This window comes from Prosthecobacter sp., from assembly GCF_044227185.1.
Lineage (GTDB): Bacteria > Verrucomicrobiota > Verrucomicrobiia > Verrucomicrobiales > Verrucomicrobiaceae > Prosthecobacter.
Window position 1 is genome coordinate 855,003 of the sequence record NZ_JBGAFO010000001.1, and the last position, 19,201, is coordinate 874,203.

The window sequence follows — 19,201 nt, forward strand, 5'->3', positions numbered from 1 at the left end:
GGAAACATCCTCAACGCCAAACACATCCGGCCAACGGCTGGCAGCGGGCTCGTCGCGTCACTCACCGGCGGCCGAGGCGGTGAACCCGGGGCGGGCGGATGAAAACCTCGGAACACAGGCACGAAAAAAGGGAGGGCCTCGCAACCCTCCCTTTTCGCTTAAGCACACACTGGAAAAAAATCAGCCTTCGCTCTGGGCCTGATCCTTCACGGACATGGCGTCCTTGCCCTGGCGCTGGCGGAGGTAGTGCAGGCGGGCGCGGCGCACGCGGCCGGACTTGGTCACTTCCACCTTGGCCACCTTCGGGCTGTGCAGGGGGAACACACGCTCCACACCTTCGCCATAGGAAATCTTGCGGACGGTGAAAGCTTCGTTGATGCCATGGCCTTTGCGGGCGATGACGATGCCGGCGAAAATCTGGATACGCTCTTTGTCGCCTTCCACCACTCGGGTGTGCACCTTGACGCTGTCACCCACGGTGAAAGCGGCGACTTCCTTCTTCAACTGCTCTTGATTGATCTTTTCGATGATGTTCATGACAGGCTCCTTGGCCACGCTGCGCAAGGCCGTCAAACAGTCAGGCCGGGGGCGAGGGGCGGGGAAGTTGCCGAGTTCCCGTCATTTAGCAACCTGTTTTTCCCCGTACTGGAATCCGCCCGGCTCCCGCCTATCCTCCCCCGCTCATGGAACCCACCGTTTTAGCCCTGATCCGCGCCGCCATCGCTGAAGATGTCGGCAGCGGAGACGTCACCTCCACCTACTTCATTCCCGCCGACTCCCGCTCCAGGGCGGAGGTGGTCGCCCGTGAGCCGGGCGTCGTCTCCGGGGCGGAGGTGGCCGTGGCCGTGTTCAAGGAGATCGACCCCTCTTTGGAGGTGGAGGTCTGCCTGCCGGATGGCAGCCCTTTTGAGCGCGGCAGCGTCCTCATGAAGATCTCCGGCAGCACGCGCTCCCTGCTCACGGCGGAGCGCATCGCCCTGAACTTCCTCCAGCGCCTGTGCGGCGTGGCCACGCAGACGCGGCGCTACGTGGAGGCGGTGAAACCCCACCCCGTGCAGATCTGGGACACGCGGAAAACCACCCCCGGCTGGCGTTTGCTGGAAAAAACGGCGGTGAAGGACGGCGGCGGCACCAACCACCGCATGGGCCTGTATGACCACGCCATGGTCAAGGACAACCACCTCGCCGCCAGCAGCGACCACGCCGCCCTCCAGGCCGCCATCCACAAGCTGCGGGCCGAGCGCCCGGGCGTGCGTGTGCAGCTCGAGGCGGACACACTGACCCAGGTGGCCGATTTCCTCACCCTGGAAGGCGTGGACATGCTGCTGCTGGACAACATGAGCCCTGACCAACTGCGCGAGGCGGTGAAACTGGCGGGCGGCAAACTCTGGCTGGAGGCCAGCGGGGGCATCACGCTTGAGACCATCAAGGATGTGGCTGCCACCGGGGTGAACGCGATCTCCGTGGGGGCGCTGACGCATTCCGCGCGGGCGCTGGATCTGGGGCTGGATTTTAAGTGAGCGGCACGAGGGGCACTCCCGGCCGCCGTTCAGCGCCTTATCACACAAGGAAAAAAACGACGGCCGCTTATTTCACGGGCTCATACTGCCAGGCCCAGTCGCCGAGGTAGTCGCGCTTGTTCAGTTTGGCCGTTCCCTTGCTGTCCAGGCTGACTTTGCCGTCGTCGTCTTTGCCGTCAAAGCCCACGGACCAGAGCTGATAGCGTCCGTCGGGTGTGGTGCGGTAGCGCATGGGCTTCCCATCGCAGGGATCCAGCGGGACCGCGGACAGAAATTCCGGAGCAAGCTCTGCCAGCGTGGCGGGATAGCGCGCGTGCTTCAAAAAGAAACGTTCGAGTGCGAGGGCTGCCAAAGCCTGGCGTTCGCGAGCCTGGGTGAGGAGGGTTTTGTTGGCGACGGTGGTGAAGGCGGGGATCATGAGATTCGCCATGATGCAGTCCGCATGCAGGATCGGGTTGCGTTTTTGCTCCAGTTCCGAAGAGATTTGGTCTCCATTCCGGAACAGTCCCGCGACACCGCCGTCCCTCAGCGGATGAAGGATGTGCTTCCATTCCATTTCGAGGATCGCGCTTTTCCAGTGGTCAAACAGCCCGCCGGGGGTGGAGCGTGATGTAGCGACGGCAAGGGGGGAGGAAGCACCGGCGAGGGAGTCGGCAGACTCCTGTCCGGCTGCTTTTTTTCCGCCGGCGGTGGTCTGAAGGTACTCCAGCGAGGTGATGCTGGCGGCCAGTTCTCCGCGGAACGACTGAAGCAGCGCTTTGTCGAGATCATGGCGTTTGAGGCATTGCTCAAGAAGGCTCAGGTCGGCCTCGGAAAATGCCTTTTCCCGCAGGCCTGTCCAGATCCCTTCCAGCACCGTGTACTCGGCGGTGGCGCCCACCAGGAAACCGATCAGCAGTGGCTCGCCCTCACAAGCCTGGCCGATCTTTTCGGCGGCCAGAAGGCTGCGTGCCGCCTCGGCTCCCTGTCCGGCATGGATGGCCGCGAGGGCACGCAGACCAAGGGCACGTGAGAGCTGCAGCGCCAGGGTGTAGTGAGGCAGCGGCAGCGTGAAAAGCATGCCAGGAAGCTCCCGCTCAGGCAGGCCAGGCGTGAACAGGGCCTCGCTGCGCTGGGGAGACAGATCGGACAACTGCTTTAGCACCGGAAATTTGGCGTCCAGGGCCGCGAGCACCTCCTTGCTGGCGACGGGAGAGGTGGCTGGCAGTTCAAGGAACTTTGTCTCCCGGAGAAACGTGGCCCAGGTTTGCATGTCTGCCGGCTGTCCCGCATCCAATCCCCTTGTGGGCGGGGCGTTGCCGGCCAGCTTCAGGGCCGAGAGCGCCTTGCGTCTGGCACCGGCCTCTCCTTTGGACTCGTCGCTGCCGATCACTTCCGTAATGCCGCGGAGAGGCTCGATGGCCAGGAGGTTCTTCGTCTCCGGCGGTGTCCGGGGCAGCAGTTTGCGGAAGTCGAGGGTTTCGCCTTCGTGTTCGATCATCGCCTTCGCAGCCGCCCAGCGGCGGCGGCCGCTCCAGTTCGTCCAGACATAGAGCAGGGCGATGAGAGTGACGAGGGTGATGAGGATCCACAGGAGGATGCGGGCGGCGCGGCTGGAAAGAAAGTGGCGGATCATGGTATGAAGTGGTAGAAGGGTGGACTGGAAGGAAGGGAGGGAGGAATGAAAGGGGTCAGTTTGCGGCCAGCAGAGCCTCGATCTGCGCGGCGCGCTGCTGCCAGAGCAGGGCCGGGGCGGCGCCGCGGCTCAGGGCGGTGCTTTGCGGTGCCTCCTCAGCAGGCGTGCCGAAGAACAGGATCACCGTGGCGGCCCAGGCCAGGCTCCAGCCGGCCACGAGCCAGCGCGGGGTGCGTGCGGTGCGCGGTGCAGCAGGTGCTGTGGCCGCAGCGGTGGTGGCGGTCTGCAGCATCTCATCCCGCCAGGCCGTGGGCAGCTCGCGTCGGCGCAGGGCGCCCAGCGCGTTTTCAAAGGGGTCGGGGTTCGGGTTCATGAGGGTTTCAGTTCATCGTAAAGGGGGCGCAGTTCGCTGCGCAGCTTCTCCAAAGCGTAGCGGTAGCGGCTGGCGGCGGTGTTCAGCGGGATGCCCTGCACCTCCGCGATCTCTTCAAAGGTCAGGCCGTCCCACAGCTTGAGCTGGGCCACGCTGCGCTGCTCCAGAGGCAGCAGCGCCAGCGCGCGGGAGAGCCGCCGTGCCAGCTCCGCCTGGTCCGGATCCTCCTGGCTGGCAAACATCTCCACCGGCGCGGCGTCCTCGGCATCCCGCCGCACGCGGTGCCGCCGCAGCCAGTCGATGGCATGGTGGTGCGCCAGGCGCAGCAGCCAGGCGCGCATGCTGGCGATGCCCGGGGGTATCTGCTGCCGCGCCAGCTTGATGCAGAGCTCCTGCAGCAGGTCCTTGGCGTCCGCCTCATTCCCGGTGAAGCTGGTGAAATAATGGAACAGGCCCGCCGCGTGGGCGTCATAGAGTTCGGGCAGTGTCGGAGCGGCGGCCATGAGAGGAGGGCAGTTTCATGGACAGGACGAATGGCGGCGAGATTTTTGTCTGTGCGAATTTCCGCCCCCGGCCATTTTCGGTGTGGAACAGCGCAAAATTACCCTTGTAATCCCTGGCGCTGGCAGCATCCTCCCGCCCAACTTTTTTCACGCATGTCACGTCCTCCCAATCGCGGCCCATCACGCAGCGGCCCCCCCAATCGCGGCTCCGGTCCTTCACGCGGTGGCCCGCCCAACCGTGGTTCCGGCCCTCCCCGCACCGGTGGCGGCCCGCCGCGCTACGCCGCCCCGCCGCCGCGCCCGCCGGAGCCGGAAGACACCGGCAAGCAGAAGGAGGAGGCCATCGAGCTGGAAGGCACCATCGCCGCCGTGCTCGCGGGCACCATGTTCCGTGTGAAGCTGCGCAACGGTCACGAAGTGCTCGCCCACATCTCTGGAAAGATGCGCAAAAAATTCATCCGTCTCGTCATCGGCGACGCGGTGAAGATTGAAATGTCGCCCTACGACATGGACAAGGCGCGCATCGTTTATCGCATCGGCTAAGCTGACGCCCAGGCAGGCCCTCGCGATCATGGCTGGAGACATTGTTTACTTCGACCTCGAAACACGGCGCACCGCGAACGACGTGGGCGGCTGGGGCAACAAGCACAAGATGGGCATCTCCGTCGCCTGCACCTTCAGCACGAAGAACAACGAGTACAGCATCTACACGCAGGAGGAGGCGCCCGCGCTCATCCGGCAGCTCAAGGAGGCGGACCTCGTGGTGGGCTTCAACCACATCGGCTTCGACTACGAAGTGCTCAAAGGCCACGACCTGCTGTTTGATCCCGCCGATCTCCCGCACAGCCTGGATCTGCTCATCGATCTGGAAAAAATTCTCGGCCACCGCATCAAGCTCGACGCCGTGGCCGCCGCCACGCTCGGCACCGGCAAGACCGCCGACGGTCTCGACGCCCTCAAATGGTGGCAGCAGGGAGAGGTGGCGAAGATCGCCGAATACTGCTGCTACGACGTGAAGGTGACCAAGTGCGTGCACGAGTACGGCATCGAGCACGGGCATGTGAAGTATCATGACCGCAATGGCCGCGAGCAGATGGCCAAGGTGGGATGGAAGAGCGTATGAAGCCGCTGCTGCGCCTGCTCCTGCGCGCAGGCTGGGCGCCTGTGGCGGTGCTGATTTTTCATCGTGCGATCATGTTCACACCCTGGCGGAAGCCGCTGGATTTTGTGATGCACTACAGCGGCGGCGTGGCCATCGCGTTTTTCCTCTGGCATGCGCTCGACTGCTTCGCGCATTGGTTCGGCCAGCTCACCGCCTTTGCGCGCTATCTCTTCACCTTTGCCCTGGCCTGCACGGTGGGCCTGTTCTGGGAGTTTGCCGAGCTGTATTCCGATGTCTTCCACGGCACGCACATCCAGCAAAGCGTGCGCGAAACCCTGCGCGACCTCATCGCCGACGCCACCGGGGCGCTGACCACGCTGGCGCTGGTGTGGCTGGTGAGATGCCGCCGCGCGAAGCGCCCGGCATAGTGGCCGTCTCGCTCCGCGAGATGAGCCCAGCGCTCACGCCAGGTCTCACGCTGCCGCTATTCGGAAAATGATTTCGCCCTGCGAAGCGCCGGGGTCCTCTCGCGGAGCGAGAGGACTACAGTACTACCCGCCAGCCAGCCACGTTTGGAACGCCGCCTCCACACGCTCCAGCATCTGGGCGCGATTCCGCCGCACATCGCAGAACTGCTGCCAGCGCGAGACATCCTCACCGCCGCCTTCGATCTCCGCAATGAACTCGGCCACCAGCCCTGCCTGATCGCGATGCTGTTCGCGCAGGTAGGCCGTGCAGTCTGCGGCGGTCTGTTGCAGTCGGTTTTTCGTGCCCAAGGCCATGAGGGTATTCATCCGGTGTTCTGCAATCCCCGGCAACTGGGAAAAGTAGTTTAGAAAAGAGGCGCCATTCAGGCTCTTGGAGCTCAGTCTTAATCTCGAAACTTGACCAACATAAGGTGCCAGCCAAGATCATGCATCTAATTATGCAAGACTATGTCTGCCGGACGCGCGCTCAAAAGAAAGCCGAAGCTGACTATGCGGCTTTGATCGCGGACACACAAAAAGCGGACCGATTGTACAACGACCTGCCTGAAACAAAGGGAGGGAGCATCATTAGCACAGATCTGGCACGCCATTTAGACGCACGTTATGCCAGCGATTCCGCCAAGGGCAGGCCCTGCGACCTCGCCCCCTCCTGGGCACATGCATGGCGCTATGCACAGGACAGACTTGACCGCGAGATCTCCCGCCGTGGCAGACGCAGCAGACTTCGTCTGATGTCCGGTGGCTGGGGCTCTGGCAAGACCTATGCACTGGAACGCCTGAAGGAAACAAACACCCAGGCCGATCTCGTCTGGGATGGTACTTTGGGAGATTTCAAATGGGCCAGAGCGACCATGAACAAAGCCCTGGCGCGAGACTGGCAGATTCTGGTCTTCCACGTGCATCGGAATGTGGAGCTGGCACTTTATGGAGCCATTCAGCGCAGTCTGGAAGAAGGGCGCTCCGTACCTCTGGCTGATCTGGCGGGAAACCACCGTAAAGTCCAAAGAGTGGTCAAAAGCCTCTACCGCCTGTTTGGAAATCATCCTCTCATTCATTTCCATCTTGTTCACAACACCGGCACCCGCGAGGTGCCTGGAAATTCACTGCTGCTCGACCTCGAAACTATTGCTTCAGGCGGCGCGCTGCATTATTCTACGAAGTATGAAAGCTACCACGCCCAAGCTGCGAAAGAAATCCACCGCCACGGCTAAGAAGGGGGCAAAGACTGGCGGCAGCGTGAGTGTGACCGTAACGAGCAAGAAGGGGAAGAAGGTGACGCATATCGATCGCATCCCAAACACCACCTTCACTGCCAGGAATTCGGCGACGGGGCAATTTATGGACATCCGTGCTGAGAAGATTCGCGGTAAACGGAATGAGCCGAGCTGGGTCCGCCTGGAAGTTAAAGGCCTCATGGACGCGCTATCGGGGCGCTGAGAACAACCGGAGTTTCGTGCGGCGGGGGTGGTCTGGGCGCATGCTTTCTGCGGAAGATGAAGAGGCACTTCGCGCAATCTCCGCCCACCTCCCGACGTTTCATCCGCTGCCATGACCACCCCCGCCTTTCTTGATGTCTCCCGCCGCCACTTCTTCCGGCAGTCCGGCCTGGGGCTGGGCTCCATGGCGCTGGGGTCCATGCTCGCGCGCGATCTCCCCGCTGCCGCCGGCATTGCGGGGCCGCGCCCGCACTTCGCGCCGAAGGCGAAGCACATCATCTACCTGCACATGATCGGCGCGCCCTCGCAGCTCGATCTGTTTGATTACAAGCCGCGGCTGCAAAAGATGGACGGCCAGAACTGCCCGGAGGAGCTCACCAAGGGCAAGCGCTTTGCCTTCATCGGCGGAGAGATGAAACTGGCGGGCACGGAATTCAAATTCCACCGCCACGGCCAGAGCGGCCTGGAGCTGAGCGAGCTGCTGCCGCACCTCGGCACCGTGGCGGATGACATCTGCGTGGTGAAGTCCCTGCACACCAATGAGATCAATCACGCGCCGGCGCAGATGTTTCTGCACACCGGCTTCGGCCAGGGCGGGCGGCCCAGCATGGGCGCGTGGGTGACCTACGGCCTCGGCACGGAAAACCGCGACCTGCCCGCCTACGTGGTGCTGCTCTCCGGTCCCGCCGGCGGCGCGGGCTCCACGCTGTGGAGCACCGGCTTCCTGCCCAGCGTGTATCAGGGCATCCAGTTCCGCGGCAGCGGCGAGCCCGTGCTCTTTCTTGGCAATCCACCCGGGCACAGTTCCAAAGACCGCCGCTATGTGCTGGATGCGGTGAAGGCGCTGAATGAGCAGCAGCTCGGCGTGGTGGGAGATCCGGAGATCGCCACGCGCATCAGCCAGTATGAAATGGCCTACCGCATGCAGACCAGCGTGCCGGAACTGATGGACATCTCGCGCGAAAACAAGGCGACGCTGGACATGTACGGCGCGCAGCCCGGCAAGGCCTCCTTCGCCAGCAACTGCCTGCTCGCCCGCCGCCTCATCGAGCGCGGCGTGCGCATGGTGCAGCTCTTCGATTCCGACTGGGACCACCACGGCGGTCTCAAGCAACGCCTCACCGCCAAGGCGAAGGACGTGGACCAGCCCATGGCTGCGCTGCTGCGCGATCTCAAGCAGCGCGGTCTGCTGGATGAAACGCTGGTCATCTGGGGGGGCGAATTTGGCCGCACCCCGCTGCGGCAGGGCGCGAACCAGGACGGCACCAAGACCTCTCCCGGTCGCGACCACCACAAAGACGCCTACACCATGTGGATGGCCGGCGGCGGCACCCGGCCCGGCACCGTGTATGGCCGGACGGACGACTTCGGCTTCAACATCGCCGAAAACGGCGTGCACACCCACGACCTCAACGCCACGGTGCTGAACTTACTGGGACTCGACCACGAACGCCTCACCTTCCGCTATCAGGGGCGCGACTTCCGGCTGACGGATGTGCATGGGGAGCTGGTGCCGGGGATTGTGGGGTGAGCAAGACATCCAGGAGCTTCTTATTTCCATGCCATCTCTTCGTGCTTTTTTCATCGCGGCAATCGTACTGGGTTCCTTTGCTCAAGGGCGCGCCCAAGATGCCACTCCAACTCCGGCCCCCATTTCTGTCTGGCCTGAGGGGAAGATGCCAGGCAAAGGCGCCGCCGCGCCCGAAGGTGTGGGCCACAGCACCAATGATGTCCTTCGCATTATCAATGTCAGCAAGCCCACGATGACGATCTACCCGGCACCGGCTTCCAAAACGGCTGAAAAAGCCGCTCCTGCCATGGTGGTATGTCCAGGCGGAGGCTATGGCCTCCTGGCCTACGACAAGGAGGGCGTCGAAATCGCCACATGGCTGAACTCGCTCGGCATCACAGGCGTTGTTTTGAAATATCGCGTCCCCGGAAACCGCGATGGTGCGCTCTGTGATCTTGAGCGGACGATACGGCTTCTGCGCGCGAATGCCGGGGAATGGAAGATCCATCCCGCAAAGATCGGTGTCATTGGTTTTTCCGCCGGAGGCCATTTGTGCGCCCGCCTCAGCACCAACTCCGGCAAGGCCTTTTATGCTGACATCGACGCCGTGGACACGCAGTCCATCCGTCCAGATTTTGCGTTGCTGATCTACCCGGGATTCATGGCGGACGCCTCAGGGAAGCCAGCGCCGGAACTGCCCATCACTCCGGCCGTCCCGCCTCTTTTCATCGCCCAGGCCGAAGACGACAAGCTCGTTGCCGGAACCAAGATTTTTTACGCAGGTCTTCGAGAGGCAAAGCTTCCTGTGGAGGCTTATTTCGTGGCGAAGGGCGGCCATGGTCATGGTCTTCGGGGCTCAGGCCCCCTTGCCGAGTGGCCGCAGCGGGCCGTGGAGTGGCTGAAGAAAAATGGGGTTCTTTGAAGGGCGCCCGCATCTCCCGGCCGCCCGGCGGGCGGTCCTTCGCATGCCACGCGCATCTCTGGAAACAGCGCGCCCCAGAGTGACCTACTACCGCTCGGTTGGAACGCTCTCGCCGTTGTCTGGCATTTGAACCCATGACCTCCACGCCACGGTACTGAATTTATTGGGTCTTGATCATGAGCGGCTGACCGCCGGTATCCGGGGCGCGATTTCCTGCTGACGGAGGCGCATGGGGAGCTGGTGCCGGGGGTTGTGGGATGAAGCTGGTAGAGCCTAATCTCGTACCCATCAAAAAAGTTCCGTTGCTTGTGCTGCGAGTTGTGTGAGGATGCTTGACCCTACGTCAAGTTTAGTTTACATCTCGAGCGAACGTTCAGCTCACGCCCAACGTGCTTCAACCCGGTTCATATGAAGTCCTGATCTTCCGACATGCTTCGGAGGAAAGTCCCTATCTGGACTGGCTGGAAACGCTGGACTGGAAAATGCAGGAACGCATTTTGGCGCGGGTGGCCCGGATGAAAAAGGGCCAGTTTGGCGACTGCAAATCTCTTGATCGAGGCCTGTACGAGCTGCGGCTGTTTTTCGGGCCGGGCTATCGGGTTTACTTTGGCGAACACAAGGGAAAAACCGTCATCATCCTTGGTGGAGGAGACAAGGCCACGCAAAGCAAAGACATCAAGCGAGCCAGGGAATATTGGAAAACGTATCAGGAGGACCATCCATGAAAGCACCGAAGAAAAGCAGCACCGTCTCTCTTGATTCCGTGAGACTGAAGCAGCTCAGCGATCCGAAGCGGGCTAAATACGCCATCAAACTGGCGCTCGAAGAATTCGAACAGGACAATGATGTGGACATGCTGCTGGATACTTTGCGCCTCGTCGCCCAGGCCCAGGGTGGCCTTGCGTCCCTGGCACGCAAGACGGATGTCAGCCGGCAGGCTCTCCACGAGGCGCTCTCACCGCAGGGAAACCCGCGCCTGCGCACCTTTCAGAATGTGCTGGGTTCCCTCGGCCTGCGCATGGCCGTCAAGCCCATGAGGGCGGCAGCCAAAAAGGCAGCGCGTTCTGCCGCCTGAGGTTATTTGATTTGGGGGGCTCTGCGCAGCCCTCCACAGAAGTTGTACCTTCATCCCGGCGTGAACCGACGGCGAATTCATTTCGTGCCGCGGAGCCTATCTCCCTATGTTCAAACCCACAGCGCTATTCTTTGAATCATGAAGCGGAAACAGGAGTTTTATCCGCATTATGAAAGCCTCATCCATCCTTCTGATTTCTTTCGCGGTCCTGGCGTTTGCCTGGCCCGCCGTGGCGCAAACCCCGGCACCGGTGGAAACCATTCGGCCGGCTATCATTCCTGCCAGCCAGACATCCGTGAAAACGCAGAGCGCCACCACTGCTCCCAAGGCTGCTGTCCCTGCACCCGAGCCAGCGAAGGGCGTGGTGACGAACCCCGCTCCGGTCAGTCCCCCGCATGCCACCCTGATCTCTGAAAACAGCGCGCCCCAGCGAGATCTCACCGTGATTTATTACCGCCCGGTGGGTGCGGTCTCGCCGCAGTCTGGCATCCGCACCTACCCTGGCACGACGGCGGCGCACATCACCCATGGCGCCACGCGGACCTCCAGCGGTGTACCTGCAGGCAGCACCTTTGCCAGACTGGCGGGAAGCAATGGATCGAGAGCCACCCGGCCCTCCACCAAGGCGGTCACGGTGGGCACGCGCTGATGCGGCTTCGGACAGCCGAAGATCCATCCACACGGGGACTTCCTTCCAATAAAGAAAAATAACCGATGCGACGAACTGCTGGCGTGGGCCCTGCGAGGAGGTATCGTACCGTCCTGCTGTGTTCCAGTTTTTCTGGCAGGCACTCATATTTCATCGATTTACCCCCCTTTCTCTCTCTTTCCCATGTGCGGCATCGTTGGTTACGTTGGCAGTCGTCAGGCAAGTTCCATCCTTCTCGATGGGTTGCGGCGGCTGGAATATCGTGGTTATGACTCGGCCGGCATGGCGCTCAATGGTGGCGGGGAGACTCTGCGCGTCGTGAAGCGCGCGGGTCGTATCGACAACCTGCGTCAGGCGGTGACGGAGGCCAATCCCCTGGGCACCATGGGCATTTCGCACACCCGCTGGGCCACCCACGGCCCGGCCACCGACGTGAACGCGCATCCGCACCCGGACCAGTCCGGCAAGCTGGTGCTGGTGCATAACGGCGTCATCGAGAACTACCAGACCCTGCGCGATCAGCTTGCGGCCAAGGGCCACACTTTTCAGTCTCAAACCGACACCGAGGTGCTCTCCCATCTCGTGGGCACCTACTTCGATGAATCCACGGAGAAGGACGGCACCCAGCGTCTGGTGAATGCGGTGAAGGCCGCGCTGGCTCGCGTGAAGGGCACCTACGGCATCGCCGTGATGCATGCAGACCTGCCCGGCGTCATTGTCGGTGCCCGTTTGGGCAGCCCGCTCATCGTGGGCCTGGGCGACCATGAGCACTTCCTGGCCAGCGACGTCTCCGCCGTGGTGAACCACACGCGCGATGTGGTCTATCTCAACGACTACGACATCGTCACCATCACCAAGGACCGCTACAATGTGCAGTCCCACCAGGGGGTGCCCGCGGAGGTGAAGGTGAGCCGCGTGGAGTTCAATGCCGACGACGCGGAGAAGGGCGACTTCCCTCACTTCATGCTCAAGGAAATCTACGAGCAGCCGAACTCCCTGCGCAATGCCATGCGCGGCCGCCTTTCCCGCGATGAATGCACCGCCATCCTCGGCGGGCTGAACATGAGCCCGAAGGAGCTGGTGCAGATCGACCGCATCATCCTCGCCGGCTGCGGCACCGCCTACCACGCCGCCATGGTGGGCGAGTATCTCATCGAGTCCCTGGCCCGTGTGCCCACCGAGGTGGAGATCGCCTCCGAGTTCCGCTACCGCAACGTGCCCACGAACAAGAACACGCTGCAGTTTGTGATGAGCCAGAGCGGCGAGACTATCGACACCCTGGCCGCCATGCGCGAAGGCCAGCGCAAAGGCATCCGCTGCCTCGGCATCGTGAACACCGTGGGCAGCACCATCGCGCGCGAGAGTGACGGCGGGGTGTACATCCACGCCGGGCCGGAGATCGGTGTGGCCGCCACGAAGACCTTCACCTCCCAGGTCACCATCCTCACGCTGCTGAGCCTGCTGCTGGGCCGCATTCACCATCTCTCCAGTGTCGATGGTTTGGAAATGATCGACCAGCTCGAGGCCATGCCGGACAAGATCGTGCAGATTCTCAAGCAGGCGGACAAGATCAAGGCCATCGCCGAGAAGCACGCGCACGCCGAGGGCATGCTCTTCATGGGCCGCCAGATGAACTACCCCGTGGCGCTGGAAGGCGCGCTGAAGATGAAGGAAATCAGCTACATCTACGCCAGCGGCCACCCCAGCGCGGAATTGAAGCACGGCGTCATTGCCCTCGTCAAACCGGACATGCCCTCCATCTTCATCGCTCCGGACGACGCGGTGTTTGATAAAAACGTCAGCAACATCGAGGAAGTGCGCGCCCGCAAAGGCCCGGTCATCGCCGTGACCACCGAAGGGCGCACCGAGCTGGAGCGCATCACTGACGACGTCATTTACGTGCCGGACTGCCCGTCCTACCTGACCCCGATTTTGAATGTTGTTCCGCTGCAACTCCTGTCCTATTACACCGCCGTCGCCCGGGGTTGTGATGTGGATAAGCCAAGAAATCTGGCCAAAAGTGTTACAGTAGAGTAAAATATGTCATTCTCTGCCTGTCATGTCCCCTCCTCCGCCACTTTCCCGCCGCACGATTTGCCTCGCTGCGCTCGGGCTGTGCCTGGGCGGAATGACCTCCCGGGCGGCCGTTGAGCCGGCTGTGGATGACGCTGCTCCCACCGTGGCGGATCAGACGCCGGCGGATTTTCTCGACACCGTGGCCTCTCGGGCCAAGGCCCGCTGGCGCCTGCTTTTCCGCCCGCCGCCACCCACTCCGCCCACGGACCGCGGCCGTGCGGCGCTGATTTTGGGCAGCCTGCTGGCAGACAGCTTCCTCATCTGGCAGGCCGGCGACTCCCAGCAGTTCCGCAACAACAACCAGGAAGTGCTCAGCTACTGCCGCATGATGGGCCTGGGAGAGAAGCTGATGCCGCGCCTGATGGCGCAGGGGAAGATGGCCGAAAGCAACGAGTGGAAGGATCTGCGCCACGAGATCGTGGACGGCCACCAGGAGCTGCTGCGCCTGCTGCGGGAGCAGAAGGACGATGATCTGGCGGTGCTGATCGACCTCGGCCTGTGGCTGCGACTTCTGGAAATCTCCTCCAGCGTGGTGGTGGAAACCGGCAGCGTGGAGGCCCGGCCGCTGTGCATCGGCTCTCCCACGATCCTGCAGGACATCCGGGATGACTTCAACCGCCTGAGCATGGCCAAGCACGATGAGGCCCTGATCAAGCGCATCGGCACCGCCATTGAAGAGATCAGCAGCCTCTGGCGCGGCACCCAAGCCGAGCCCACGGAGGAGCAGGTGACCAAGACCAATGACAAGCTGAAGGAAATCGTGCTGGCCCTGGTGGAGAAACAGTCATCCTGACCTCCCGCCCTCCTCTTCCTCCTGGAAGGCCTTGAGAATGAGGCGAAAAGCCACAGCCTGAGGGAAGGGGAAGATTCAAGAAAACAGTCCTGCATGTCCGCTCCCCGCTTCCTCATCATCGGCCAGGGACTCGCCGGTACGGCCCTGGCTTGGCACCTGTGGGAGCGCGGCGTCCCTTTTGTCATCGCGGATCGTGATGAGCCCGTCACCTGCTCCAAGGTCGCGGCAGGATTGATTACGCCGATCACCGGGATGCGGCTAACGGTGAGCTGGAGTTATACAACGTTTTACCGCGAGGCCATTCATTTTTATCGGCGCTGCGGAAAGAAGCTGAAGCAGCACTTCTTCTTCCCACGCGGGTACGTCCGCCTGCTGAAAAACGAGGCGGAAATTGCCAAGTGGCACAAGCGCCGGCGCGATCCGGACATGCAGCCCTTCCTGCACCCCCGGCCGCCGAAGATGGACGCCGAGGTCATCCACGATCCCGCCAACGGTTTCCAGCAGCGCCATGCCGCCTGGCTGGACACCACCGCCTACCTGCAGGCCAGCCGGGACCTCTTCACCACGCTCGGCTCCTGGATTAAGGCCGATGTGCAAGCCACTGATGTTCAGGACGATGCGACTGGGGTGGAGTGGCGGGGCCAGCGCTTCAGCCACGTCATCTGGGCGCAGGGCTGGAGCGCGGAAAAGCATCCCCTGCTGTCCTGGGTGCCTTTTCAGTCCGCCCGCGGCACCATCCTCACCGTGCAGGCCGACTTGCGCGGGGAGCGCCGCATCCTCAACCGCTCCTGCTGGCTCCTTCCACGACCCGATGGCAGCCTGCGCGTCGGCTCCACCTACGAGTGGAAGTTTGACGATCCCCACACCCCCGCTGCCGAACAGGTACAGCAGCTAGAAACCAACCTGCACAGCCTGCTCAAAACCCCCGCGCAGATCACCGGCATGCAGACCGCCGTGCGCCCCATCATCAAGAACCACCAGGCCCTCATGGGCACTCACCCCACGCACCCACGCGTGGCCTTCCTCAACGGCCTCGGCTCCAAAGGCTCCCTCCGCAGCCCCTGGCTGGCGCGGCATCTCCTCGAGCATCTGCTGGACGGCACAGCACTGGACCCTGAACTCGATCTGCAACGCAACGAGGTGTGAGGTGCAGCAGCGCCACCTTTCGTCTTTCCCCTGATCTCGCGGGAGTTGACAGTCACGACCCTTTGCCAGCTAATACGCGGCATGTCAGCGCGCATTCATCTCTCCTTCCGCAGCCTTGTATCCGCCACGGTTTTCATTGGCGCCGCGGCTTCTCTCACCGCCGGCGATTTCGCCACGGCCGTCAGCGAGGCCCGGAAGGAGCACTACAAGTTCGCGCCCATCGCCGCGGAGACGCTGGTCATGGAGGACAAGCTCGACGAGGCCCTGCAAGTGTTTGTCAAAGCCGTGCCCGACGCCCAGCTCACGGCTGCCGACTGCATGGTGCTGGGCGAGTTTTTCGTCCGCCTGGATGACGCGAAGTCGCTGGCCTATTACCGCCGGGCCAATGATCTCCTGCCCGATGAGCCTGAGACCAATCTGGCGCTGGCGCAGAGCGTGCACCGCGCGGGCCGGTACACGGAGGCCAGCATTTATTACAAGCAGTTCCTCGCCGCCGTTCCCGATTCCGGAAGGTTCGCGCCTTATGCGCTGCAGGCGGAGTGCCTCGCGCGGGCCCGGAAGGACAAAGAGGCCGTGGAGCACTGGGAAAAGGCCGCGCCTGCGGACAACGAGACTGGAATTGCCCATGCCATTTTTGAGGTGCATGGCCCTGCCAGCCCCCTCCGCCGCCGGGCCGATCTGCTGAAGGCGGTTGCCGAGGGGCAGACCGCCAAAGTGGAGGACCTCATGGTGCTCTCCGCCACATGGGACCTCGACTGGTGGAACTCCCAGGTCAACCAAGCCTTCCTCCGCCGCGACCTGGAGCTGGCCAAAAAAGTGCTGGCCTCCGAGCCGCAGCGTCTTGCGGAGCTCACCCTCTACGCCAGCACCTACCTGGAGCCAAACATCACGACGGAATGGCTCAAAAAAGAACTGGAGAGCGGTGGCTGGCTCATCGGTGAAAGCGGGAAACTGCCCGCCAGCACCCGTGTGGCGGAGCGCCTCATCAATCTAGCGGTCAAACATCGTTTGACGGATGTCCCCGCACTGACGGCCCGGTTTGAAAAAGAATTGCGCATGCGTTCCTTTGGCGAGGGCGCGAAGGATCCGGCCGCAGTCCACCTGCTGGCGGGTCTCATGATGAACTCCGGCAAAGCACGTCCTGCGGATCTCACCGCCTTGAAGCGCGCCGGATGGCAGTACTACCACGACCCCGTGCTGGCCGGTGGCTACTTGGCGGACAAGCTCAACGAAAACAAACTCACCACGAAGAACTTCGATTTGCGCCACGCCCTCACCGAATTTCCCCAGGACAGTCTGCTCTGCATGCTCGAGGTCATCCTCGCCAAGGAGGAAAGCGAGCCTCTGCGCGATCCCCTGCTGGCCGCCATCCCGGCCGAATTCGCCCAGCTCTCCGCCAGCGTCGGCACAGTACGGGACATCTCCCGGTTGAATGGCCTTTTCAATCTGCTCAAGGAGGACCTGGCTCTGCCAGGCCGGCAAATCAAGTAGCCCTGTTCCTGCGGAACAGGAGAAATGGGGCGGCTCAAGTACCGCAAAACGTCTGGTATTCCCCCGGCTGCGCCCCTGAAGGCGTGGTGTACTCTGCGGGGATCTCCCCGCTCGGGTCGTACGGCCTCGCAAGCACCTCCAGCAGGCGCTGCATCACGCCCAGATCATTGCGTTCCGCCGCGGCGGCCAGCGCCTCTTCCACCTTGTGATTGCGGGGAATCACCGCCGGGTTGTTGGCCCGCATTCGTGCCTGGACTTCCTCCGCCGACTGCGGCTGCTGACCGAGGCGCCGCTGCCATTGCACGTGCCAGTCTTTAAATGCAGCCTCATCGTATAACAAGGTTTTACCATCCTTGCTCAGCTCGCGGAAGGTATTGGTGAAATCCGCTTTCTTCTCCCGCATCCAGAGGAGCAGTCCCTCGGCCAGCGCACGGTCTCCCTCCTCTGCGGTGAAAAGCCCCAGCTTGGCGCGAATGCCGGCCAGCCAGCGCTCTTCAAACAGCGCCTTAAACCTCTCAATCTCAGCATTCGCCAGCTCGATGGCCTGCTTTTCCTCTGCATGCAGCAGGGGCAGCAGGGCCTCCGCCAGCCGGGCCAGATTCCACTGTGCGATTTGAGGCTGATTGCCATATGCGTAACGCCCGTGACGGTCGATGCTGCTGAACACCGTGGCGGGGTCAAAAGCGTCCATGAAAGCGCAGGGACCGTAATCGATCGTTTCGCCGCTCAGGGCCATGTTGTCGGTGTTCATCACGCCGTGGACAAAGCCCACGCACTGCCATTGCGCGATGAGCCGGGCCTGCCGTTCCATCACCGCCCGCAGGAGTGCCAGGGCGGGCACTTCCGCTGCCGCCTGGTCCGGGTAATGACGTCGCAGGGTGTAGTCCACCAGGGCCCGCAGCGCCGCGTGGTCCCCATGCGCCGCCGCCCATTCAAAGGTGCCCACCCGGATATGACTGGCCGCGATGCGCGTGAGCACCGCCCCCGGCTGGACCCCCTGGCGGTACACCGGCTCCCCCGTGGTCACCACCGCCAGACTCCGGGTGGTCGGAATGCCCAGCGCCTCCATGGCCTCGCTGACGATGAACTCTCGCAGCATCGGTCCCAGCGCGGCGCGGCCGTCCCCGCGCCGCGAAAACGGCGTGGGCCCCGAGCCCTTGAGTTGTACGTCCCACCGCTCGCCGTTGGGTGTCACCTGCTCCCCCAGCAGGATGGCGCGGCCATCGCCCAGCCCCGTGAAGTTGCCGTACTGATGCCCCGCATAGGCCTGCGCCAGCGGCTTCGCTCCGTCTGGGAGCACATTTCCCGCAAACACCTCCGGCTGCCGCGCCAGCGCCGAGCCGTTCAGCCCAAGTCGTTTGGCCAGTTCATAGTTAAACACCACCATCCGCGGCTCCTTCACCGGCGTGGGATCGAGGTGCTCATACAACATCCCCGGCAGGCGCGCGTAGGAATGCTCCAGATTCCAGCCCAGGGAGCCGGGCGCGGGCGTGGGGGAGGCGGAGGATGAAATCACAGACTCAGACATGCAGGGAAGGAATACGCCCCTCATCCGCCATGCGGGGCGGCAAGTCCACCGCGCAGGTGCAGTAGCCATCTCGCTCCGCGAGATGAGCCCAACGCCCCCGCCCTGCTTCACAAATTCTCAGTCGTCCGCAGCAGTCTCTCCCCTGCGAAAGCGCTGAGCACCTCTCGCGGAGCGAGAGGGCTACTTTACTCCCAGGACTCCAGCGCTCCGAGTTTCCGCAGATGCAATCCTCCGATTCCTTTCCATGGATGCCCTCCGCTCCATGACACCTCCTCCCGCCAAACCTCTTCTCGCCAGCCCGAATGGCGGCCTCCCCTCCTCCGTGTTGTGGGCGCAGCTCATGCTGAAGGACCGCCTGCGCCCGGGAGATGTTGTCATCGACGCGACCATGGGAAACGGCCACGACACTCTCTTCCTCACGCAGTGCGTCAGTCCCGGCGGCCACGTGTATGCTTTCGACGTGCAGGCCACCGCCCTGGTGGAAACCGCCAAACGCGTGCCTGCGGAGATGACCACGCTCATCCACTCCGGGCATGAAACCATGCGCGAGAAGGTGCCGGCGGAGCAGCATGGGAAAATCAGCGCCATCATGTTCAATCTCGGCTACCTGCCCGGCACGGACAAAACCCTCATCACCCGCACGGAGACCACGATGGTCGCCGTGCAGGCGGCGCTGGAACTGCTGAAGCCGGGCGGGCTGCTCACCATCGCCGTGTATCCCGGGCACGAAGGCGGAGCTGAGGAGGGCCGCAGCATCGCCGCGTGGGCTGCGGGGCTGGAGTCACGACGGTATGAGGTGCAGCACCTGCGGCCGATCAACCGCGCTGCATCTCCGCCGGAGCTGTGGGTGGTTTGGAAGCGCGGATAGACAGTCTTCCTCCTGTTCAACGGCTCCCAATCCAGGGAGGAGGAGTAGGAGGAAGAGGAAGAAAAATACACATACGATTATGCGCGAGGTGCACTCCTCGGCCCCC

The 19,201-nt window shown here is 62.9% G+C and carries 22 protein-coding genes; 16 read left to right on the plus strand and 6 right to left on the minus strand.

The window, feature by feature from the left end; translation table 11 throughout:
* Window positions 1-180 precede the first annotated feature (180 nt).
* Window positions 181-537, minus strand: coding sequence for a 50S ribosomal protein L19 (gene rplS / locus ACILSQ_RS03665; RefSeq protein ID WP_395742225.1), 357 nt, complete (start codon window positions 535-537; stop codon window positions 181-183).
* Between the two features lie 146 nt (window positions 538-683).
* Here rplS and nadC point away from each other — a divergent pair, with 146 nt between their 5' ends.
* A complete protein-coding gene (gene nadC / locus ACILSQ_RS03670) occupies window positions 684-1,520 on the plus strand; it encodes a carboxylating nicotinate-nucleotide diphosphorylase (protein ID WP_395742226.1) in 837 nt (278 codons plus the stop codon).
* A 67-nt stretch (window positions 1,521-1,587) separates the two neighbouring features.
* On the opposite strand, the gene ACILSQ_RS03675 is transcribed toward nadC, so the two are convergent.
* Genes ACILSQ_RS03675 through ACILSQ_RS03685 form a run of 3 tightly spaced genes read right to left on the minus strand, consistent with a single transcriptional unit; the run spans window position 1,588 to window position 4,011 of the window.
* A complete protein-coding gene (locus ACILSQ_RS03675; RefSeq protein ID WP_395742227.1) occupies window positions 1,588-3,135 on the minus strand; it encodes a hypothetical protein in 1,548 nt (515 codons plus the stop codon).
* 55 nt (window positions 3,136-3,190) lie between these two features.
* Window positions 3,191-3,508 (minus strand): hypothetical protein, encoded by a 318-nt coding sequence (locus ACILSQ_RS03680; protein WP_395742228.1) that lies wholly within the window; start codon window positions 3,506-3,508, stop codon window positions 3,191-3,193.
* Window positions 3,505-4,011, minus strand: a complete 507-nt coding sequence (locus ACILSQ_RS03685; RefSeq protein WP_395742229.1) for an RNA polymerase sigma factor — start codon at window positions 4,009-4,011, stop codon at window positions 3,505-3,507. The genes ACILSQ_RS03680 and ACILSQ_RS03685 overlap by 4 nt, the downstream gene beginning before the upstream one ends.
* Before the next feature lie 153 nt (window positions 4,012-4,164).
* Here ACILSQ_RS03685 and infA point away from each other — a divergent pair, with 153 nt between their 5' ends.
* From infA to ACILSQ_RS03700, 3 genes are read left to right on the plus strand one after another with little or no spacing between them, the layout of a single operon-like run.
* Entirely contained in the window at window positions 4,165-4,554 is a 390-nt protein-coding gene (gene infA / locus ACILSQ_RS03690) for a translation initiation factor IF-1 (RefSeq protein WP_395742230.1), read from the plus strand.
* A 28-nt stretch (window positions 4,555-4,582) separates the two neighbouring features.
* The gene (locus ACILSQ_RS03695; protein WP_395742231.1) at window positions 4,583-5,134 is read left to right on the plus strand and encodes a ribonuclease H-like domain-containing protein; all 552 of its coding nucleotides are present in this window, start codon (window positions 4,583-4,585) and stop codon (window positions 5,132-5,134) included.
* Window positions 5,131-5,541 (plus strand): hypothetical protein, encoded by a 411-nt coding sequence (locus ACILSQ_RS03700; RefSeq protein WP_395742232.1) that lies wholly within the window; start codon window positions 5,131-5,133, stop codon window positions 5,539-5,541. Before ACILSQ_RS03695 ends, ACILSQ_RS03700 begins: the two co-directional genes overlap by 4 nt.
* A gap of 123 nt (window positions 5,542-5,664) precedes the next feature.
* On the opposite strand, the gene ACILSQ_RS03705 is transcribed toward ACILSQ_RS03700, so the two are convergent.
* Window positions 5,665-5,895, minus strand: coding sequence for a hypothetical protein (locus ACILSQ_RS03705; protein WP_395742233.1), 231 nt, complete (start codon window positions 5,893-5,895; stop codon window positions 5,665-5,667).
* 116 nt (window positions 5,896-6,011) lie between these two features.
* Here ACILSQ_RS03705 and ACILSQ_RS03710 point away from each other — a divergent pair, with 116 nt between their 5' ends.
* From ACILSQ_RS03710 to ACILSQ_RS03760, 11 genes are all read left to right on the plus strand, one after another.
* Complete coding sequence (locus tag ACILSQ_RS03710; protein WP_395742234.1) at window positions 6,012-6,812, plus strand: zeta toxin family protein; 801 nt, start codon at window positions 6,012-6,014, stop codon at window positions 6,810-6,812.
* The gene (locus tag ACILSQ_RS03715; RefSeq protein ID WP_395742235.1) at window positions 6,763-7,038 is read left to right on the plus strand and encodes a hypothetical protein; all 276 of its coding nucleotides are present in this window, start codon (window positions 6,763-6,765) and stop codon (window positions 7,036-7,038) included. The genes ACILSQ_RS03710 and ACILSQ_RS03715 overlap by 50 nt, the downstream gene beginning before the upstream one ends.
* 111 nt (window positions 7,039-7,149) lie before the next feature.
* On the plus strand, window positions 7,150-8,568 hold the full coding sequence (locus ACILSQ_RS03720; protein ID WP_395742236.1) for a DUF1501 domain-containing protein: 1,419 nt from the start codon (window positions 7,150-7,152) through the stop codon (window positions 8,566-8,568).
* 145 nt (window positions 8,569-8,713) lie between these two features.
* A complete protein-coding gene (locus tag ACILSQ_RS03725) occupies window positions 8,714-9,469 on the plus strand; it encodes an alpha/beta hydrolase (RefSeq protein ID WP_395742237.1) in 756 nt (251 codons plus the stop codon).
* A gap of 389 nt (window positions 9,470-9,858) precedes the next feature.
* Entirely contained in the window at window positions 9,859-10,194 is a 336-nt protein-coding gene (locus tag ACILSQ_RS03730; RefSeq protein WP_395742238.1) for a type II toxin-antitoxin system RelE/ParE family toxin, read from the plus strand.
* On the plus strand, window positions 10,191-10,544 hold the full coding sequence (locus tag ACILSQ_RS03735; RefSeq protein ID WP_395742239.1) for a DNA-binding protein: 354 nt from the start codon (window positions 10,191-10,193) through the stop codon (window positions 10,542-10,544). Before ACILSQ_RS03730 ends, ACILSQ_RS03735 begins: the two co-directional genes overlap by 4 nt.
* 169 nt (window positions 10,545-10,713) lie before the next feature.
* Window positions 10,714-11,193, plus strand: a complete 480-nt coding sequence (locus tag ACILSQ_RS03740; protein WP_395742240.1) for a hypothetical protein — start codon at window positions 10,714-10,716, stop codon at window positions 11,191-11,193.
* 183 nt (window positions 11,194-11,376) lie between these two features.
* Window positions 11,377-13,230 carry a glutamine--fructose-6-phosphate transaminase (isomerizing) gene (gene glmS, locus ACILSQ_RS03745; RefSeq protein WP_395742241.1) on the plus strand — a complete coding sequence of 618 codons (1,854 nt, stop codon included), beginning with the start codon at window positions 11,377-11,379 and terminating at the stop codon, window positions 13,228-13,230.
* A gap of 22 nt (window positions 13,231-13,252) precedes the next feature.
* The gene (locus ACILSQ_RS03750; RefSeq protein ID WP_395742242.1) at window positions 13,253-14,062 is read left to right on the plus strand and encodes a hypothetical protein; all 810 of its coding nucleotides are present in this window, start codon (window positions 13,253-13,255) and stop codon (window positions 14,060-14,062) included.
* Window positions 14,063-14,155: 93 nt separating this feature from the next.
* The gene (locus tag ACILSQ_RS03755) at window positions 14,156-15,208 is read left to right on the plus strand and encodes an NAD(P)/FAD-dependent oxidoreductase (RefSeq protein ID WP_395742243.1); all 1,053 of its coding nucleotides are present in this window, start codon (window positions 14,156-14,158) and stop codon (window positions 15,206-15,208) included.
* 81 nt (window positions 15,209-15,289) lie between these two features.
* Complete coding sequence (locus ACILSQ_RS03760) at window positions 15,290-16,699, plus strand: tetratricopeptide repeat protein (RefSeq protein ID WP_395742244.1); 1,410 nt, start codon at window positions 15,290-15,292, stop codon at window positions 16,697-16,699.
* 34 nt (window positions 16,700-16,733) lie between these two features.
* Here the strand turns inward: ACILSQ_RS03760 and ACILSQ_RS03765 are convergent, their stop codons facing one another.
* On the minus strand, window positions 16,734-18,227 hold the full coding sequence (locus tag ACILSQ_RS03765) for a YdiU family protein (protein ID WP_395742245.1): 1,494 nt from the start codon (window positions 18,225-18,227) through the stop codon (window positions 16,734-16,736).
* A 244-nt stretch (window positions 18,228-18,471) separates the two neighbouring features.
* On the opposite strand from ACILSQ_RS03765, the gene ACILSQ_RS03770 reads away from it, so the two are divergent.
* Window positions 18,472-19,095 carry a class I SAM-dependent methyltransferase gene (locus ACILSQ_RS03770; RefSeq protein WP_395742246.1) on the plus strand — a complete coding sequence of 208 codons (624 nt, stop codon included), beginning with the start codon at window positions 18,472-18,474 and terminating at the stop codon, window positions 19,093-19,095.
* The last annotated feature ends 106 nt before the right edge of the window (window positions 19,096-19,201 follow it).

Bases quoted from the DNA above. Each gene is read 5' to 3' on its own strand.
- ACILSQ_RS03680 (WP_395742228.1), bottom strand. From the start codon at position 3,508: ATGAACCCGAACCCCGACCCCTTTGAAAACGCGCTGGGCGCCCTGCGC.
- ACILSQ_RS03740 (WP_395742240.1), top strand. From the start codon at position 10,714: ATGAAAGCCTCATCCATCCTTCTGATTTCTTTCGCGGTCCTGGCGTTT.
- ACILSQ_RS03675 (WP_395742227.1), bottom strand. From the start codon at position 3,135: ATGATCCGCCACTTTCTTTCCAGCCGCGCCGCCCGCATCCTCCTGTGG.
- ACILSQ_RS03700 (WP_395742232.1), top strand. From the start codon at position 5,131: ATGAAGCCGCTGCTGCGCCTGCTCCTGCGCGCAGGCTGGGCGCCTGTG.
- ACILSQ_RS03760 (WP_395742244.1), top strand. From the start codon at position 15,290: ATGTCAGCGCGCATTCATCTCTCCTTCCGCAGCCTTGTATCCGCCACG.
- ACILSQ_RS03725 (WP_395742237.1), top strand. From the start codon at position 8,714: ATGCCAGGCAAAGGCGCCGCCGCGCCCGAAGGTGTGGGCCACAGCACC.
- infA (WP_395742230.1), top strand. From the start codon at position 4,165: ATGTCACGTCCTCCCAATCGCGGCCCATCACGCAGCGGCCCCCCCAAT.
- ACILSQ_RS03715 (WP_395742235.1), top strand. From the start codon at position 6,763: ATGAAAGCTACCACGCCCAAGCTGCGAAAGAAATCCACCGCCACGGCT.
- ACILSQ_RS03770 (WP_395742246.1), top strand. From the start codon at position 18,472: ATGGATGCCCTCCGCTCCATGACACCTCCTCCCGCCAAACCTCTTCTC.
- glmS (WP_395742241.1), top strand. From the start codon at position 11,377: ATGTGCGGCATCGTTGGTTACGTTGGCAGTCGTCAGGCAAGTTCCATC.
- ACILSQ_RS03765 (WP_395742245.1), bottom strand. From the start codon at position 18,227: ATGTCTGAGTCTGTGATTTCATCCTCCGCCTCCCCCACGCCCGCGCCC.
- ACILSQ_RS03735 (WP_395742239.1), top strand. From the start codon at position 10,191: ATGAAAGCACCGAAGAAAAGCAGCACCGTCTCTCTTGATTCCGTGAGA.
- ACILSQ_RS03720 (WP_395742236.1), top strand. From the start codon at position 7,150: ATGACCACCCCCGCCTTTCTTGATGTCTCCCGCCGCCACTTCTTCCGG.
- rplS (WP_395742225.1), bottom strand. From the start codon at position 537: ATGAACATCATCGAAAAGATCAATCAAGAGCAGTTGAAGAAGGAAGTC.
- ACILSQ_RS03695 (WP_395742231.1), top strand. From the start codon at position 4,583: ATGGCTGGAGACATTGTTTACTTCGACCTCGAAACACGGCGCACCGCG.
- nadC (WP_395742226.1), top strand. From the start codon at position 684: ATGGAACCCACCGTTTTAGCCCTGATCCGCGCCGCCATCGCTGAAGAT.
- ACILSQ_RS03705 (WP_395742233.1), bottom strand. From the start codon at position 5,895: ATGGCCTTGGGCACGAAAAACCGACTGCAACAGACCGCCGCAGACTGC.
- ACILSQ_RS03755 (WP_395742243.1), top strand. From the start codon at position 14,156: ATGTCCGCTCCCCGCTTCCTCATCATCGGCCAGGGACTCGCCGGTACG.
- ACILSQ_RS03750 (WP_395742242.1), top strand. From the start codon at position 13,253: ATGTCCCCTCCTCCGCCACTTTCCCGCCGCACGATTTGCCTCGCTGCG.
- ACILSQ_RS03685 (WP_395742229.1), bottom strand. From the start codon at position 4,011: ATGGCCGCCGCTCCGACACTGCCCGAACTCTATGACGCCCACGCGGCG.